Origin of the sequence: Butyricimonas faecihominis, from assembly GCF_033096445.1 — a bacterium.
Classification (GTDB): Bacteria; Bacteroidota; Bacteroidia; order Bacteroidales; family Marinifilaceae; genus Butyricimonas; species Butyricimonas faecihominis.
Window position 1 is genome coordinate 2,570,677 of the sequence record NZ_AP028155.1, and the last position, 16,239, is coordinate 2,586,915.

A 16,239-nucleotide genomic window follows, 5' to 3' on the forward strand; every position below is an offset into this window, starting at 1 on the left:
AATTGAAAATTGAGAATTGAAAATTAATTCTTCCGGTTCTCCATTTTCAATTTTCCATTTTCAATTTTCCATTATATAAGATTAACGCTCAATCCCAACCCGCGAAGTTCATGCAACAATACGTTGAATGATTCCGGAATTCCGGGTGTCGGAAGAGGTTCACCTTTCACGATATGCTCGTAAGTTTTGGTTCTACCCATCACGTCGTCAGACTTCACGGTCAAGATTTCCTGCAAGATGTGTGATGCTCCGAAAGCCTCAAGAGCCCAAACCTCCATCTCTCCGAAACGCTGACCTCCGAACTGAGCCTTACCTCCAAGAGGTTGCTGCGTGATCAACGAGTAAGGTCCGATAGAACGAGCGTGCATCTTGTCATCAACCATGTGTCCCAGTTTCAGCATATAGATCACGCCCACGGTTGCCGGCTGGTCGAAACGTTCTCCCGTTCCCCCGTCATACAGATAGGTGGTTCCGAATCTAGGCACACCTGCCTCGTCCGTGTATTTGTTGATATCGTCCAAAGAGGCTCCATCGAAAATAGGAGTTGCAAACTTCAATCCCAAATTCTTTCCGGCCCAACCCAACACGGTTTCGAATACCTGTCCCAAGTTCATACGGGAAGGTACACCCAGCGGGTTCAAACAAATATCAACCGGAGTTCCGTCGGACAAGAACGGCATATCCTCTACCCTTACTACGCGGGATACAATACCCTTGTTACCGTGACGTCCTGCCATCTTATCACCGATTTGCAATTTACGTTTCTTAGCCACGTAAACCTTAGCCATCTTGATAATTCCAGAAGGAAGCTCGTCACCGACGGTAGCGTTATACTTCTTACGTTTAATCTGACCTTCGATCTCCTTGTACTTGATGATATAATTATGCAACAAGTCACGAATCATATCGTTTCTCTGCTTATCGGTCGTCCATTTGTTCGGGTTGATTTGCAAGAAGTCCATGTTCTGCAACATCTTGTAAGAGAACTTCACTCCCTTCGGAACAATATCCTCGTTCAAGTAATTCTTCACGCCTTGCGAAGTCTTACCATTTACCAACTCGAATAATTTGTCGATCAATAAAGTAGTCAAATCTCCGACTTTACGTTGGAATTGTTCATCCAGTTCGGCCAAAATGTTCTTACCGGCAGCTTTCGTTTTCCGATCACTTACCGTACGTTGGAACAACTTCTTATCAATAATAACACCTTTCAATGAAGGAGAAGCTTTCAATGAAGCATCTTTCACATCACCGGCTTTATCACCGAAGATTGCTCTCAACAATTTTTCCTCCGGACTAGGATCGGACTCTCCTTTCGGGGTAATCTTACCAATCAGGATATCTCCCGGTTGAACACGAGCCCCCACGCGAATGATTCCGTTTTCATCCAAATCCTTCGTGGCCTCCTCACTTACGTTCGGAATATCAGCCGTCAACTCTTCCAATCCACGTTTCGTTTCACGAACTTCCAGAGAATACTCGTCCACGTGAACAGATGTAAAGACATCATTCCGCACGATATTCTCGGAGATCACGATAGCATCCTCGTAGTTGTATCCTTTCCACGGCATGAATGCCACTTTCAAGTTCCGTCCGAGTGCCAATTCTCCCTTTTCTGAAGAGTATCCTTCCGTCAATATCTGACCTTCTTCCACACGTTGACCTTTTCTCACAATCGGTTTCAACGTGATCGTCGTACTCTGGTTTGTACGTTGGTATTTCGGCAGGTAATATTCTTTCGTATCAGGTTCAAAGCTTACAAAAGCCTCTTCCTCCGTACGGTCATATTTAACAACAATCTTGCGTCCGTCAACAAAAGAGATCACTCCCGGTCCCTCTGCGACAACCTGCGTTCTGGAATCCTTAATCAGATTAGCCTCCAAACCGGTTCCCACGATCGGGGATTGCGGGGAAATAATCGGAACTGCCTGACGCATCATGTTCGATCCCATCAACGCTCGGTTGGCATCATCATGCTCCAAGAACGGGATCAAAGACGCCGCGATAGATGCAATCTGATTCGGGGCAACATCGATCAAATCGACATCCTCTCCGGCTGCCAACGGGAAGTCCGCATCTTTTCTGGCTTTTACCCATTTATTCGTAAACTTGCCATCTTCATCGATAGCAGAACTTGCCTGAGCAATTACCAACTCCTCCTCTTCCTCTGCCGAATAGTAGCGTACCCCTTCCTCGGAAAGATCCACGATACCATTATTCACCTTACGGTAAGGAGTTTCGATAAATCCTAGATCGTTGATCTTAGCGTACACGCAAAGAGAAGAAATCAAACCGATATTCGGTCCCTCCGGCGTCTCGATCGGACACAAACGACCATAGTGAGTATAGTGTACGTCACGCACCTCGAATCCGGCACGATCTCTGGAAAGACCTCCGGGACCCAAGGCCGACATACGTCTCTTGTGAGTGATCTCGGCCAATGGATTCGTCTGATCCATGAACTGAGATAACGCATTCGTTCCGAAGAACGAGTTGATCACGGAAGACAAAATCTTCGAGTTGATCAAATCAACCGGGGTGAATACCTCGTTGTCACGCACGTTCATTCTTTCACGAATCGTACGGGCCATACGGGCCAATCCCACGCCGAATTGATTATATAATTGTTCGCCGACAGTACGTACACGACGATTACTCAAGTGGTCAATATCGTCCACGTCGGTCTTAGCGTTCAATAAACGAATCAAATATTTGATGATCTCGATAATATCCTCTTTCGTCAAAACACGGATATCCGGATCTGTTGCAAGTCCCAATTTCTTGTTTAACTTGTAACGTCCCACGTCACCCAAATCGTAACGTTTATCAGAGAAGAACAACTTGTCGATCACATCGCGGGCAGTAGCCTCGTCAGGCGGCTCCGAACTACGCAACTGCCTGTAAATATGTAATACGGCCTCTTTCTCCGAGTTACAGGGGTCTTTTTGTAACGTGTTATATATAATGGCATAATCTGCCAGATTTTGCATCTCCTTGTGAAGAAGGATCGTCTTCGCACCTGACTCGACAATCGCATCAATATGCTCAGGCTCCAGCACTGTTTCACGGTCAACGATAATCTCGTTACGCTCGATAGAAACAACTTCACCGGTATCTTCATCAACGAAATCTTCAATCCAAGATTTCAAAACACGAGCAGCCAACCGTCTGCCAACGACTTTCTTCAACCCCGTACGGGAAACATTCACTTCATCAGCCAGACCAAATATTTCAAGAATATCCTTATCCGTTTCAAAACCGATAGCTCGTAAAAGAGTGGTTACCGGCAATTTTTTCTTCCGGTCGATATACGCGTACATCACGTTATTGATGTCCGTGGCAAACTCGATCCAGGAACCCTTGAACGGAATAATTCTAGCGGAATAAAGCTTCGTACCATTCGCATGAATACTCTGCCCGAAGAAAACACCGGGAGACCTGTGTAACTGAGAAACGACCACTCGCTCTGCTCCATTGATCACGAAAGTACCTTTCGGGGTCATGTAAGGAACATTTCCTAAATATACATCCTCGATAACGGTATCAAAATCTTCATGTTCCGGATCTGTACAGTACAACTTCAATTTCGCCTTCAAGGGTGCGCCATAAGTCAATCCCTGACCCAGACACTCCTCGATCGTGTAGCGAGGCGGATCTATAAAATAGTCCAAAAATTCCAAAACAAAGTTGTTCCGAGTATCAGTAATAGGAAAATTCTCCTTGAAAACCGTGTAAAGGCCTTCATTCTTTCTGTTCTCAGGCGTGGTACCTAATTGAAAAAAGTCCTTGAAAGACTTTAATTGCACTTCAAGAAAATCAGGGTATTCCAACTGATTCTTTATCGATGCAAAGCTTATTCTATTGTTTGAATTATATGAAGACATCTATTATTTTTTTTGAACCTAAACAATCATAACAACAAAATGGTTTAGAGTCCACATGAGACTCTAAACCTGGAAAAACCAACCGGTTTTATTTTATTTAAGTTCAACTTCAGCTCCTGCCTCTTCTAATTGAGTCTTCAGCGTGTTAGCCTCTTCTTTAGAAACTTTTTCTTTCAATGGAGCCGGAGCCTTGTCAACTATTTCTTTAGCCTCTTTCAATCCAAGACCGGTCAATTCTTTCACTAACTTAACAACAGCTAATTTAGCAGCACCAGCTGACTTAAGAATTACATCGAATTCTGTTTGCTCTGCTTCAGCGGCAGCAGCACCACCAGCTGCAGGAGCAGCAACAGCTACAGCAGCTGCTGCAGGTTCGATTCCGTACTCTTCTTTTAAAATATCAGCTAATTCTTTTACGTCTTTTACGGTAAGGTTTACTAGCTCTTCTGCAAGTTTTTTCAAATCTGCCATTTCTATACTATTTAAAATTGTTTGTTTACTAAACTATAAAAATTATTCTTTTTCAGAAAGTGTTTTAACAACACCAGCGATAGTATTTTGTCCGGATTGCAATGCGGAAATAACATTCTGCATCGGAGCCTGCAACATTGCGATAATGTCTGCAAGCAACTCCTCTTTAGACTTGATACTGATCAACGATTCAAGCTGATCCTCGCCAACATAAGCACATTCTTCTACGAATGCGGCCTTGAATACCGGTTTGTCTTTAGTCTTACGGAATTCTTTAATCAGTTTTGCAGGACCGTTTCCGGTGTCGCACAACATGATTGCGCTATCGCCTTTCAACGCAGAAAAAATTTCCTCGTAGTTGTTGGTAGCGTTTTCCAAAGCCTTTTTCAACAATGTGTTCTTCACTTGCACCAGTTTGATGTTAGCATCAAAGCAAGCCCGACGCAAAGCCTGAGTGTCTACAGCGTCAAGACCGGAAATGTCACTAACATACAAGTGCTTGTAAGAATTCACTTGCTCCGTCAAGGTTTCTATTACGACTTTTTTATCTTCTTTTTTCATACTACTGAAGTCCTTTTTAGATTACTACATTAATCAAGTAAAGTCTTTTGGTCTACTTGAATACCGGGACTCATCGTACTTGACAGATACACGCTCTTGATATAAGTACCTTTAGCGGCAGCCGGTTTCAATTTATTGATCACGTTCAAGAATTCTCTAGCGTTCTCCATAATCTTGTTCGGCTCGAATGTAACTTTACCAATAGAAGCGTGAATAATACCGAATTTGTCAACTTTAAAGTCGATCTTACCAGCCTTCACCTCGGTTACTGCTTTCCCGATTTCCGGGGTTACAGTACCACTCTTCGGGTTTGGCATCAATCCACGAGGACCCAAAATTCTACCAAGAGCACCTACTTTACCCATTACAGAAGGCATCGTGATGATAATATCGATGTCGGTCCAGCCGCCTTTCAATTTTTCGATATATTCATCCAATCCAACGTAATCGGCTCCGGCAGCCTTAGCTTCTTCCACCTTATCAGGCGTACACAAAACCAAAACTCTTACTTGTTTACCGGTTCCATGAGGTAAAGTACATACACCGCGCACCATTTGATTGGCTTTACGCGGGTCTACACCCAGTCGAACGTCCATGTCAACTGACGCATCAAACTTCGTGAAAGTGATTTCCTTCACAAGCTGTGCGGCCTCGTCGATAGAATATACTTTTCCACCTTCGATCTTCGCTAAAGCTAACTTCTTATTTTTTGTCAGTTTACTCATTACGTTTGAAGTGTTACAAGTTCATTAAAAAGGTCTGTCACCGGTTACGGTTATACCCATACTTCTGGCGGTACCAGCTACCATACTCATTGCTTTCTCAATTTCAAAAGCGTTCAAATCTTTCATCTTGTCCGTAGCGATTGCTCTCACTTGATCCCAAGTGATAGAGGCCACTTTCTTACGATTAGGCTCTGCGGAACCGGATTTGATTTTAGCAACTTCCAAAAGTTGAATAGCAACAGGAGGTTGTTTTGTAATAAAATCAAACGATTTATCACCATACACCTGTATAATTACCGGGATGATCTTTCCTGCCTGCTCTTGAGTTCTAGCGTTAAATTGCTTACAGAAGTCCATGATATTGACTCCCTTAGAACCTAACGCCGGTCCTACTGGAGGCGAAGGATTAGCAGCTCCGGCTTTAATTTGCAGCTTGATAATAGCTTCAACTTGTTTTGCCATGATTGTTTTTAATCAAATAATTGTTATTCTTTTTCTACCTGCATGAAACTTAATTCAAGTGGTGTTTTCCGTCCGAAAATCTTGACAATTACCTTCAAGCGTTTCTTGTCCGTATTCACCTCCTCTATCACACCGGTAAAACCATTAAACGGTCCGTCAGTCACTTTAACTGACTCGCCAACGAAATAAGGGATACTTATTTCTTCTGGTTGTTCCGCAAGTTCATCTACAGTACCCAAGATCCGGTTTACCTCTGCTTGACGCATCGGTACAGGGTCTCCTCCTTTGGTTTCCCCCAGGAAGCCGATCACATTCGTGATGTCACGAAGTATGTGAGGGATTTCTCCAACGAGTGCGGCCTCGATCAACACGTAACCCGGATAAAGATTTCGCTCACTGCTATACTTTTTCCCGTTACGCACCTGATACACCTTCTCTGCAGGTACTAAAACCTGTGAAACGTAATCCTGAAGCCCTAAACTGGCGATTTCGTTCTCGATGTACTCCTTTACCTTCTTCTCTTTTCCTCCAATGGTCCGAAGTACATACCATCTTTTTTTCATTTCAGCCATGTTAGACCTCCAAGATTTTTAGTAAAACAAATTATATATACCGGTCACGATATGTCTGAACGAAAAATCCATTGCAAAAATGCACAACGCTATGATAACGGAAGCAATCATCACAATTGTTGCACTACTCTGGAGCTCAGACCACGTGGGCCAAGTTACTTTATTCACCAGCTCGTTATAAACATCTGATATATAACTTTTAATCTTCATTTGTTCTATATTTAATTTGCACGGGAGGAGAGGTTCGAACTCCCGACCCTCGGTTTTGGAGACCGATGCTCTACCAACTGAGCCACTCCCGTGTGTAAGCCGACCGAAGCCGGCTCATTATTTTAAATTTCAAATTTTAATTGCGAATCTACAATCTAAAATCATTAAATCTAAAATTGTATTAGTCTAAGATCTCAGTGATCTGACCAGCACCTACGGTTCTACCACCTTCACGGATAGCGAAACGCAAACCTACGTTACAAGCAACCGGAGTGATCAACTCAACAGTGATTGTCAAGTTATCACCAGGCATTACCATCTCGCGTCCTTCCGGAAGAGTGATCTCACCGGTAACGTCCAAGGTACGGATATAGAATTGAGGTCTGTATCTGTTGTGGAACGGAGTGTGACGACCACCTTCTTCTTTCTTCAAGATATAAACCTCAGCTTTGAATTTATCGTGCGGTTTAACAGAACCCGGTTTTGCCAATACCATACCACGTTTGATCTCGTCTTTGTCGATACCACGAAGTAACAAACCAACGTTATCACCAGCTTGACCTTCGTCAAGAATCTTACGGAACATCTCAACTCCGGTACATACGGTTTTCTTACCATCAGCACCCAAACCGATAATTTCCAACTCATCACCCGTGTGAACGATACCAGTTTCGATACGACCGGTAGCAACAGTTCCACGACCAGTGATAGAGAACACGTCCTCAACAGGCATCAAGAACGGTTTATCAACGGCACGTTGCGGCAACTCAATCCAGTTGTCAACTGCATCCATCAACTCCATTACTTTCTCTTCCCATTTTGCTTCTCCGTTCAATGCTCCAAGAGCAGAACCTAAGATAACCGGAGTATTATCTCCGTCATATTGATAGAATGATAACAACTCACGAACTTCCATCTCAACCAACTCCAACATTTCCGGGTCGTCCACCATATCCACCTTGTTCAAGAATACAACGATTCTCGGAACGTTTACCTGACGAGCCAAAAGGATGTGCTCACGAGTCTGAGGCATCGGACCATCAGTAGCGGCACAAACTAAGATAGCACCGTCCATCTGAGCAGCACCAGTTACCATGTTCTTTACATAGTCGGCGTGTCCCGGACAGTCAACGTGTGCATAGTGACGATTTGCAGTCTGGTATTCAACGTGAGAAGTGTTAATGGTGATACCTCTCTCTTTTTCTTCCGGTGCGTTATCGATAGAATCGAATGAACGTAATTCAGAAAGACCTTTTTTTGCCAATACCGTAGTGATAGCAGCCGTCAAAGTAGTTTTACCGTGGTCAACGTGACCGATAGTACCAATATTTACGTGTGGTTTGGACCTGTCAAAATGTTCTTTAGCCATAACTCTAAAACAATTTTTATTATTAAACAATTTATCTCAATAACTCAATTTCATGCAAGCAACTCGCTGTTTACCTGGAAATTACCCAGACAAGTGCGAGAAAACCCATTTAATTTGGCTTGCAAATGTACAAATTAAAAATCATATCTCACAATAAATGAGATCATTTTTCTTAATTTTCTCTTTTTTCTTTCGCTTTAACAAGTTGTCTCTTCAATACATCGTACAACTCGTCCACTGTTTCTTCAAAAGTTTTCGCGTTCTTTTTAGCGAACACGTCTTGCCCTTTGACATCAACATGCACCTCGGTTAACTTATTTTCCAGATGATCGTCTTTTTCCAATTTCAACGTAACATCTATACTCATAATTCCGTCGTGATACTTCTCCAATTTCGAGAACTTCTTGTTAATGAACTCCTCCAGCACTGGATTTACTGAAAAACCTACAGGATTAATTCTAATGTCCATATCGTTTCCTCCTATAATTTATGCTCGCGGGTGAGCTTGTTTAAAAATCTTCAACATTTTCTCCACAGAATTATGAGTGTACACCTGAGTAGCTGCCAAGTTGGAATGCCCCAGCAATTCTTTAATTCCTTGAATCGGCGCACCGTTATCCAACAGGTGCGTGGCAAAAGAATGTCGCAACACGTGCGGGCTGCGTTTTGCTAAAGAAGTATGTGATTCCAGTTCTTTCGTCACCAAACGATAAACGAAATTAGCGTAAAGCGGCTTTCCCTTATCGGTCACGAAAAACATGCCATGCTCCCCTTCCACCACGCGGCTCCGGGCATCCAAATAACATTCGATGTCCTGCACCAACTCGGTCATGATTGGGATTTCTCGCCATTTTCCACCTTTCCCGAAAACACGAATACAACGCCGTGAAAGATCAACATTCCCCACCTTTAATCCAATAATTTCAGAACGCCTCATTCCCGTATCATAAGCCATCAACAAGATCAAGAAATCTCTCAATCCGGAAAAACCTTTCTTTTTTTCCGCGTCATCCAGCGTACATTCCATCTCCTCTTCCCTCACGAAAACCGGTAATCGTTTCGGCAATTTCGGCCCGCTGATATTCTCGGCGGGATTCACCTCTATCACTTTCTCTTTTACTAGGAAACGAAAAAACGCCTTTACACTGCTCAACTTACGCTTACCGGAAGCGGCACTTAACTTTCCTCTGGCACCGTTACCCCTCAGGTCTCCCCTCATCTCTGCCACGACCCATTCTCTGACGAGCTTGGTCGTCACTCGAGAAAAATCCTCATTACTCCTTTCCAATCCACAAAATTCGTAGAACTGATACAAATCCGCCTTATACGCGATGATCGTATTTTCCGAATAACGTTTCACGCTACTCAAATACTTCAAGAACAATTCTATCTGCATCATTTCTACTATTTTAATAACGTAAGCAAGTTACGTTTTTTGTTTGGAAAAACAAAGAAAGTGATCGATTTATTCTTCCGCTTGTTGCAAAGATTGACGATAGGCGGCCTTCATCCGGGCCATTCTATTTCTAATAGACGGTTTGGTGAAAGCCTGACGATCTCTCAGCTCTTTAATCACGCCGGTTTTTTCGAATTTTCTTTTGAATTTCTTCAGTGCTCTCTCGATATTTTCGCCTTCTTTTAATGGTACAATTATCATGATTTATAATTTAAAAAAATGAATACTTATTTTATAATAAAAAAATCCGGCAACACCATAATGTGCTGCTTACTAATTAAATATATGTATATTTTTTACTATCTCAAAAATAATTGACCACCCCCTTTCAAGCGGATTGAAGTTCATATTTAACAATTCGAAAACTGGGCGCAAAGATAAATCAATTAATCGAGATATAAAAATAAAATTTCGTTTTTAGCGTTCTGAAGTACAAGCGGGAAGAAATGAAACCGCCTCAAGGAAAAGAGGCGGTTTCAGGGATGGACTTAAAACGAGAAGGAGTTAACAGATTCTCTCGCCGTTAAGTATCCAACCTATCAATTCTATTTTTAAAGGAAACAGCCGGGTGGGATTCAAACTACTAACGTGAGAAGATGAACGTGGCTCCCCTGTGCGTTTCCGGCTGCTTTCTTGTTAGCACCGGAATTAAAAAAATCCGGCGCTATATTTTAGCAATCCGGAAGATTTAAAAATCGGACCGGGCTGCTCTTCGTAACGGAGGTCTAGCAAACCTATAGAGACGAAAAGCAAGCCTCGACCCGACTATATATATTACTATACGTAATCGAGTACGAAGGCGTTGCAATCACCGTGCTCTATATAGAAGTTGCTAGTTTCCGTTCACAGTGCATAATTGCACGCTATCAATAAAAACCGAACGTGTTGCGTTCTGTTAGCGCAAAGATGATAAATAATTATCTCATAAACAAAAAAGCACTAAACTATTTTTCAAGTTTTCGACAAAATAGTACAATCTTCACTTATTACTTTATAATAACAGTGAAAGCTGGATCAATTATATAACCATAATCTTTATTCTCAACTTTCACTAATTCAAATTACAAGGCAAAAATAAAGCTATCAAGGATATTTTTCACCACAAATAAATTATCTTTGCATCCAATAAATACACAACATCATGGAAAAGGATAAAATCAACAGACTTATCAAGATTCTAAACGAGGCTAAAGAAATAATTGCAGAATTGGAAGGATACGCAACCAAAAAGGAGAAACAAGCCAAAACAATAGAACAAATACTGGCAACAAACATTCGGGAGTTTGGATTTAGCACAAGGGCTATGAGTGTTTTATTGATGGCAGAGATAAAAACAGTGAAAGACATAACAAAATACACCAAATACGAAATACAAAACTTACGCTCCTGCGGGCGTGTATCAGCAAACGAGATTGAAGCGAAGCTAAACGCAGTAGGAATAAAATTGGCACAAGAAGAAGAGGATTAATCCAATCTATACCATCACAAGATGGGAGAGGGAACTCGCTCGCCGCTGCCCCCCCTTCTCATAGACTTCGCTTTCCTTACCTGCCCAACAAGTCTATTTTTCCAGATAGCTAATATACTACACCACACACTCAAATTACAAATACAATCGTCTCAAAAATCAATTTTATCGAAGATGAATGCAAGAAGAATGCAGGATGAATGCTCCGTGGTCTAAATGAACTATCAGCAAACAATCAAGAGAAGCATAGATTGACATAGTTTAAAGACAGTGTAATACCAGACTTTTACCAAAGTAATAATCTCCTCACGCCCTTCCAACTCCCTTCCATCGCCCTTTCATAACCCATTCCCAATAAGCGAGCAACGAAGTGAAGAGCTGGATGAAAGAATCACGCAAGATTATTACTCCGGTACTTCAAGAGAATTACGGTGATAAATCAGGGATTCAGCAAATCCTTACAATAATAATTCAAAATTCCGTTAATCATATCCAAATAAGCCTTCGCCTTTGTATTTTCGGGATTTATACGCATCACCTCATTCAGATGGTTTATCGCTTGCGTTGTCTCCCCCATGGCATTATACACCACTCCCAGTTCCAGCAGCACGAGTTCCCGTTCTCCTTCATTCTGTTCCAACATTTGCCGGAGCATGGCAATTGCACCTTCCCGATCGCCTTGTTTTGCCAGTTGTTTTGCTTCTTCTATATTCATTGTTATTTCTACTTTTTATAAATATCCGTCTCAAAGGTAGCAATATTTTTCACGGCATCCTCCACCTTCAAGACAAGCCTGTTTTTTCCTTTCACGAAAACGGGTTCATTTATGTTACCTTCCAGCAGGCGATTTTTCGCGTCATACGTGAACAAACACCATTTTCCATTTACCTCAACCCGATAAGAAGAGATGCCCGACAAATCATCAACCATCTTGAACCGGATCTTCTGCCCGGCCCTCCCCGTGTAAAGAACAACCGGGGCAATCGTGTCCTGACGAACCGTGTATTCACCCAACACCCGGGGAAATGCCTCAAGCCCCTCTTTCGTCCATCGGGTCTTCAAGGCAGCAAAACGATTACTTTTCTCCAGCAAACAGATCACGGACTTTTCCGGGAACTTCCCGCCAACCACCAACCGGGCATTTTTCATCAACGGGTATATTTGTTTCCCGGTAGAAAACACCTCGATCGTCTCGACACTATCTCTCAAGCGGGAAGACACCTCCGGCTTGCACACGATCGGATAGGATAAAGCATCCGCCTCCAACCACAGGGTATATATTCCTTGTTTCAAGCTATCGTTTTGATGATTCATCAATAATTTTTCCTCGTCCGTCAATACCAATTCCCGCGAGGGAGATTTACCCCATAACTGGAACATGATACTGGAACGATTCCCATTAATGTCCGATAAATCAACTGTAACATCCACCACGCTATCTTTCTCAACCGGGATAAATCCCCCGTTCTGATTACGAACGGACAACAATTGCTCCTGATAGTTCCCGAAAGTCAAGTAAACCAAACGGTTTTCCCTGTAATGATGAAAATCCTTCAACTCGTTAACCAAAAACGTCTCGTCAAAAGAAAGCTCGTTCATGGTCATTTTAAAGACCTCCTGTCCGTTAGCACTCACGCTCAAGTCATACACGCCCAACTTGTTCCAAGAATCTTTCATATAGTCATCAGATTGTATCCCGATCCCGACCATCCCGGCGGGTACCCCGACCTTTCCTCCCCGGAACACCCGGTTACCCGTGTTTTTCACTTCCACCCGACGAGTTGCATTCCGCACCCCCTCGTTTGAAATCGGATACACGTAAACCCCTCGCACGCTCGGTCCCGTTTGATCCTTCACCGAAAGAAAACGTAAAGGATTTAAAGCACGCTCGCTTTTCGTGTCACGCACCTCGAAATGCAAATGAGGACCACCCGAAGAGCCGGTATTCCCACTATAAGCAATCGTGTCACCCGCACGAAAACGGAGTTCATAGCCCGACATATTCTCGTCCACCTCGAATGACTCCTTATTATATTGTATATTTCTCACGACTTTCGCAATTCGGGGTACAAAACGGCTTAAATGACCATACACCGTGGTTATTCCCCCCTCGTGTTCCAAGTACAGGGCATTCCCGTACCCCGTGGCAGACACCTTTACACGTGCCACGACACCGTCTTTCACGCAAATCACCGGTAGACCTTCCCGCCCTCCGGTTTTAAAATCCAGCCCGGAGTGCAGGTGTGTCGCTCTCAATTCTCCGAAATTTCCACTCAATAGCGGAACATTTTTCAACGGGTAAAGCAACGTGTCTGTTTGTGCGCAAACATTTGATGATAAAAGAAGTAACATCAACAACAATGCTCCAATCCCCCTCCACATTATCTTGTTTGTCATAAAAAAACCATTAAATCCATCGCAAAATTAATAACACTATTGATATTTAAAAGAAATTATTCTATCTTTGTGGTGTAAAGATTATGTTATGACAGCAAAACAAGATGCCGTTATTAACGAGCTAAACACAAAAGTTGAACGACTGATAAAACTATATATATCCTCACTGGACAAAAACAGAGAGATGGATTCAGAGATGAAAGAACTCAGGATTCAAATCGAGCGAATGAAAAGTGAGAACATGAAATTACATGAAGAAATCAAGACATTGAAGGTGGCTGCCGCTATCTCGACCGGAGAGGGAAGTTCCGAGGCCAAAAATAGAATAAGCCAACTTGTGCGGGAGATTGATAAATGTATTGCTCTTTTGAATAATTAAATATGAATGATAAACTTACTATTACGCTAAATATAGCCGGTAGGCCCTGCGTTCTGACCATAGAGAGAGAGGAAGAAGAGGAGATCAGAAAAGCTGCACAGCTGATTAATAGTAAGATTGCAAAATATAGGGAAAAGTACGCAACTGCTGATCCCGTTGATTTTCTAGCTGTTACTGCGTTACAATTCACGGTAAAGATGCTGGAGGCTGAAAGGCGAAACGACGTGGAGCCGGTATTGGACGAGGTGAAGAAGATTAATAGCAGGCTCGATGAAGTTGTGAAAGAGTAAAAAAGAAAGAGTTCTTTGAAAAGGAAATAGATATACCCGCATTATTTCGTATTTAACTGGAAAACTCAACACTTAACCAATTAGAGTGAAGCTTAGTTAGCCAAAGACAGGCCTCAACCCTTCGGGGTTCCTTCGGGACGGTGGAAGTTTGAATCTGACGGCAGCTCTACCCGTGTCTAACAGGGGTTTTTTAAAGAAGAAATGATGCGGGTTTTTTGTATAAACAAAAAACACCAAAATATATTATATAACTATAAATTCAAGTTACGAATATGATAACAATAATAATTACCGGTGTTATTGCTCTGATAGTGGGATTCGTTCTCGGATACCTGCTAATCAACATGACCTTGAAATACAGGAGCAAAAACATCATCAAGGAAGCGGAAGCAGAGGCGGAAGTAATTAAAAAAGACAAGATTTTGCAAGCAAAGGAGAAATTCCTGCAGATAAAGGCCGAACACGAAAAACAAGTGAATGCCCGTAATAGCAAAATCCTTCTCGCGGAAAACAAGCTAAAACAAAAAGATGCCGAATTGGCTCGTAAAATGGAAGAATGTCAACGCAAGATCAAAGACGCAGAGACACAACAGGAGACGCTAGAGGCCCAAAAAGAATTACTGGAAAAGAAACACGCCGAACTGGATAAATTCAAAAAACAACAGATCGAGCAACTGGAAGCCATTTCCGGAATGTCTGCCGATCAGGCAAAGGAAAAACTCATCAGTTCTTTGAAAGACGAGGCCGAAACCGAAGCGATGTCATACGTGAACGAGATTATGGAAGAGGCAAAAATGACGGCAAACATGGAGGCGAAAAAGATCGTGGTAAAAACCATCCAGCGGGTGGCCACGGAAACCGCTACCGAAAATGCCGTATCTATATTCCATATTGATTCGGATGAAATCAAGGGACGTATCATCGGACGGGAAGGACGTAACATCCGGGCGCTGGAAGCAGCCACCGGTGTTGAAATCATCGTGGACGACACCCCGGAGGCAATTGTACTTTCCGGATTTGACCCGGTAAGACGCGAAATCGCTCGCCTTTCACTCCACCAATTAGTTACCGACGGACGTATTCACCCGGCACGGATTGAGGAAGTAGTAAACAAGGTGAAAAAACAAATCGAGGAAGAGATCGTCGAGACAGGAAAACGCACCACCATCGACTTGGGTATTCACGGGTTGCACCCGGAATTAATTCGGTTAGTCGGCAAAATGAAATATCGTTCTTCTTACGGGCAGAACTTGTTACAACACGCTCGCGAAACAGCCAACCTCTGTGCCATCATGGCCGCAGAATTGGGCTTGAACGTGAAGAAAGCAAAACGTGCCGGATTATTGCATGATATTGGAAAAGTGCCCGATGACGAGCCGGAATTACCGCACGCAATTCTCGGTATGCGCCTAGCTGAAAAGTACAAGGAAAAACCGGATATTTGCAACGCTATCGGAGCCCACCACGAAGAGATTGAAATGACAACGATGATCGCCCCGATCGTTCAGGCTTGTGACGCCATCTCAGGCGCACGTCCGGGAGCAAGACGGGAAGTGGTTGAGTCATACATCAAGCGCCTGAAAGAGATGGAAGACCTGGCACTTTCTTATAATGGAGTGGTCAAGACCTACGCCATCCAAGCCGGCCGCGAATTGCGGGTAGTCGTTGGTAGTGAAAAGGTATCTGACACGGAAGCAGAGAAGATTTCATACGAGATCGCTAAAAAGATTCAGGATGAAATGACCTATCCCGGTCAGGTGAAAGTCACGGTGATTCGAGAAACACGCGCTATAAATTACGCGAAATAGATAAAAGTCCGGCCATTTTTGCCGGACTTTTAAGTTATAGGTTATAAGTTGCAGGTTACAGGTTTAAAGTCGAAGACTTAACTTGTAACCTGTAACTTTTTAATCCAGCCGGAGCGACAAGATTAAAAACCCCCAAACATTTGTCCGGTATTATTTGTTTTACTAAATTTGGTTGCTCAAAAAGTAA

General features: G+C 42.9%; 17 protein-coding genes and 1 tRNA gene. 4 read left to right on the forward strand and 14 right to left on the reverse strand.

Annotated elements, in window-relative coordinates; translation table 11 throughout:
* Nucleotides 1–71: 71 nt before the first annotated feature.
* The 12 genes from rpoB to rpsU form a co-directional block, all read right to left on the reverse strand.
* Nucleotides 72–3,884 (reverse strand): DNA-directed RNA polymerase subunit beta, encoded by a 3,813-nt coding sequence (rpoB, locus tag R8806_RS10625; RefSeq protein ID WP_124316712.1) that lies wholly within the window; start codon nucleotides 3,882–3,884, stop codon nucleotides 72–74.
* A gap of 93 nt (nucleotides 3,885–3,977) precedes the next feature.
* Nucleotides 3,978–4,355: a 50S ribosomal protein L7/L12 gene (rplL, locus tag R8806_RS10630; RefSeq protein WP_124316711.1), complete on the reverse strand. Its 378-nt coding sequence runs from the start codon at nucleotides 4,353–4,355 to the stop codon at nucleotides 3,978–3,980.
* 42 nt (nucleotides 4,356–4,397) lie between these two features.
* A complete protein-coding gene (gene rplJ, locus R8806_RS10635; protein WP_124316710.1) occupies nucleotides 4,398–4,916 on the reverse strand; it encodes a 50S ribosomal protein L10 in 519 nt (172 codons plus the stop codon).
* A gap of 29 nt (nucleotides 4,917–4,945) precedes the next feature.
* Entirely contained in the window at nucleotides 4,946–5,641 is a 696-nt protein-coding gene (gene rplA / locus R8806_RS10640; RefSeq protein ID WP_027200808.1) for a 50S ribosomal protein L1, read from the reverse strand.
* Between the two features lie 24 nt (nucleotides 5,642–5,665).
* Nucleotides 5,666–6,103, reverse strand: coding sequence for a 50S ribosomal protein L11 (gene rplK / locus R8806_RS10645; protein WP_027200807.1), 438 nt, complete (start codon nucleotides 6,101–6,103; stop codon nucleotides 5,666–5,668).
* A gap of 23 nt (nucleotides 6,104–6,126) precedes the next feature.
* Nucleotides 6,127–6,675 (reverse strand): transcription termination/antitermination protein NusG, encoded by a 549-nt coding sequence (gene nusG / locus R8806_RS10650; protein WP_087420801.1) that lies wholly within the window; start codon nucleotides 6,673–6,675, stop codon nucleotides 6,127–6,129.
* 18 nt (nucleotides 6,676–6,693) lie between these two features.
* Nucleotides 6,694–6,885, reverse strand: coding sequence for a preprotein translocase subunit SecE (gene secE, locus R8806_RS10655; RefSeq protein ID WP_027200805.1), 192 nt, complete (start codon nucleotides 6,883–6,885; stop codon nucleotides 6,694–6,696).
* Between the two features lie 19 nt (nucleotides 6,886–6,904).
* A tRNA-Trp gene (locus R8806_RS10660) sits at nucleotides 6,905–6,977 on the reverse strand.
* Nucleotides 6,978–7,066: 89 nt separating this feature from the next.
* Entirely contained in the window at nucleotides 7,067–8,254 is a 1,188-nt protein-coding gene (gene tuf / locus R8806_RS10665) for an elongation factor Tu (protein WP_151411504.1), read from the reverse strand.
* Between the two features lie 172 nt (nucleotides 8,255–8,426).
* Complete coding sequence (gene hpf, locus R8806_RS10670) at nucleotides 8,427–8,723, reverse strand: ribosome hibernation-promoting factor, HPF/YfiA family (protein ID WP_027200803.1); 297 nt, start codon at nucleotides 8,721–8,723, stop codon at nucleotides 8,427–8,429.
* Nucleotides 8,724–8,741: 18 nt separating this feature from the next.
* Nucleotides 8,742–9,653, reverse strand: coding sequence for a tyrosine-type recombinase/integrase (locus tag R8806_RS10675; RefSeq protein ID WP_151411503.1), 912 nt, complete (start codon nucleotides 9,651–9,653; stop codon nucleotides 8,742–8,744).
* Between the two features lie 66 nt (nucleotides 9,654–9,719).
* Complete coding sequence (gene rpsU, locus R8806_RS10680) at nucleotides 9,720–9,911, reverse strand: 30S ribosomal protein S21 (RefSeq protein ID WP_027200801.1); 192 nt, start codon at nucleotides 9,909–9,911, stop codon at nucleotides 9,720–9,722.
* 940 nt (nucleotides 9,912–10,851) lie between these two features.
* On the opposite strand from rpsU, the gene R8806_RS10685 reads away from it, so the two are divergent.
* Complete coding sequence (locus tag R8806_RS10685) at nucleotides 10,852–11,178, forward strand: DNA-directed RNA polymerase subunit alpha C-terminal domain-containing protein (protein WP_124318353.1); 327 nt, start codon at nucleotides 10,852–10,854, stop codon at nucleotides 11,176–11,178.
* A 439-nt stretch (nucleotides 11,179–11,617) separates the two neighbouring features.
* On the opposite strand, the gene R8806_RS10690 is transcribed toward R8806_RS10685, so the two are convergent.
* Together R8806_RS10690 and R8806_RS10695 are read right to left on the reverse strand one after the other, a co-directional pair.
* On the reverse strand, nucleotides 11,618–11,893 hold the full coding sequence (locus tag R8806_RS10690) for a tetratricopeptide repeat protein (protein ID WP_124318352.1): 276 nt from the start codon (nucleotides 11,891–11,893) through the stop codon (nucleotides 11,618–11,620).
* A gap of 8 nt (nucleotides 11,894–11,901) precedes the next feature.
* Nucleotides 11,902–13,575 carry a M23 family metallopeptidase gene (locus R8806_RS10695; RefSeq protein WP_124317604.1) on the reverse strand — a complete coding sequence of 558 codons (1,674 nt, stop codon included), beginning with the start codon at nucleotides 13,573–13,575 and terminating at the stop codon, nucleotides 11,902–11,904.
* 88 nt (nucleotides 13,576–13,663) lie between these two features.
* On the opposite strand from R8806_RS10695, the gene R8806_RS10700 reads away from it, so the two are divergent.
* The 3 genes from R8806_RS10700 to rny all read left to right on the forward strand — a co-directional run bounded on the left by R8806_RS10700 (nucleotide 13,664) and on the right by rny (nucleotide 16,052).
* The gene (locus tag R8806_RS10700; RefSeq protein WP_087420795.1) at nucleotides 13,664–13,954 is read left to right on the forward strand and encodes a hypothetical protein; all 291 of its coding nucleotides are present in this window, start codon (nucleotides 13,664–13,666) and stop codon (nucleotides 13,952–13,954) included.
* A gap of 2 nt (nucleotides 13,955–13,956) precedes the next feature.
* The gene (locus R8806_RS10705) at nucleotides 13,957–14,244 is read left to right on the forward strand and encodes a cell division protein ZapA (protein ID WP_124317605.1); all 288 of its coding nucleotides are present in this window, start codon (nucleotides 13,957–13,959) and stop codon (nucleotides 14,242–14,244) included.
* A gap of 272 nt (nucleotides 14,245–14,516) precedes the next feature.
* Nucleotides 14,517–16,052: a ribonuclease Y gene (gene rny, locus R8806_RS10710; protein ID WP_087420794.1), complete on the forward strand. Its 1,536-nt coding sequence runs from the start codon at nucleotides 14,517–14,519 to the stop codon at nucleotides 16,050–16,052.
* Nucleotides 16,053–16,239 lie beyond the last annotated feature (187 nt).

Excerpts from the sequence above, each read along its gene's own strand:
- tuf (WP_151411504.1), bottom strand. The coding sequence starts at position 8,254 with ATGGCTAAAGAACATTTTGACAGGTCCAAACCACACGTAAATATTGGT.
- secE (WP_027200805.1), bottom strand. The coding sequence starts at position 6,885 with ATGAAGATTAAAAGTTATATATCAGATGTTTATAACGAGCTGGTGAAT.
- R8806_RS10695 (WP_124317604.1), bottom strand. The coding sequence starts at position 13,575 with ATGACAAACAAGATAATGTGGAGGGGGATTGGAGCATTGTTGTTGATG.
- rplK (WP_027200807.1), bottom strand. The coding sequence starts at position 6,103 with ATGGCAAAACAAGTTGAAGCTATTATCAAGCTGCAAATTAAAGCCGGA.
- rpsU (WP_027200801.1), bottom strand. The coding sequence starts at position 9,911 with ATGATAATTGTACCATTAAAAGAAGGCGAAAATATCGAGAGAGCACTG.
- rplJ (WP_124316710.1), bottom strand. The coding sequence starts at position 4,916 with ATGAAAAAAGAAGATAAAAAAGTCGTAATAGAAACCTTGACGGAGCAA.
- R8806_RS10700 (WP_087420795.1), top strand. The coding sequence starts at position 13,664 with ATGACAGCAAAACAAGATGCCGTTATTAACGAGCTAAACACAAAAGTT.
- hpf (WP_027200803.1), bottom strand. The coding sequence starts at position 8,723 with ATGGACATTAGAATTAATCCTGTAGGTTTTTCAGTAAATCCAGTGCTG.
- nusG (WP_087420801.1), bottom strand. The coding sequence starts at position 6,675 with ATGGCTGAAATGAAAAAAAGATGGTATGTACTTCGGACCATTGGAGGA.
- R8806_RS10690 (WP_124318352.1), bottom strand. The coding sequence starts at position 11,893 with ATGAATATAGAAGAAGCAAAACAACTGGCAAAACAAGGCGATCGGGAA.
- rny (WP_087420794.1), top strand. The coding sequence starts at position 14,517 with ATGATAACAATAATAATTACCGGTGTTATTGCTCTGATAGTGGGATTC.
- R8806_RS10685 (WP_124318353.1), top strand. The coding sequence starts at position 10,852 with ATGGAAAAGGATAAAATCAACAGACTTATCAAGATTCTAAACGAGGCT.
- R8806_RS10675 (WP_151411503.1), bottom strand. The coding sequence starts at position 9,653 with ATGATGCAGATAGAATTGTTCTTGAAGTATTTGAGTAGCGTGAAACGT.
- rplL (WP_124316711.1), bottom strand. The coding sequence starts at position 4,355 with ATGGCAGATTTGAAAAAACTTGCAGAAGAGCTAGTAAACCTTACCGTA.
- R8806_RS10705 (WP_124317605.1), top strand. The coding sequence starts at position 13,957 with ATGAATGATAAACTTACTATTACGCTAAATATAGCCGGTAGGCCCTGC.
- rplA (WP_027200808.1), bottom strand. The coding sequence starts at position 5,641 with ATGAGTAAACTGACAAAAAATAAGAAGTTAGCTTTAGCGAAGATCGAA.
- rpoB (WP_124316712.1), bottom strand. The coding sequence starts at position 3,884 with ATGTCTTCATATAATTCAAACAATAGAATAAGCTTTGCATCGATAAAG.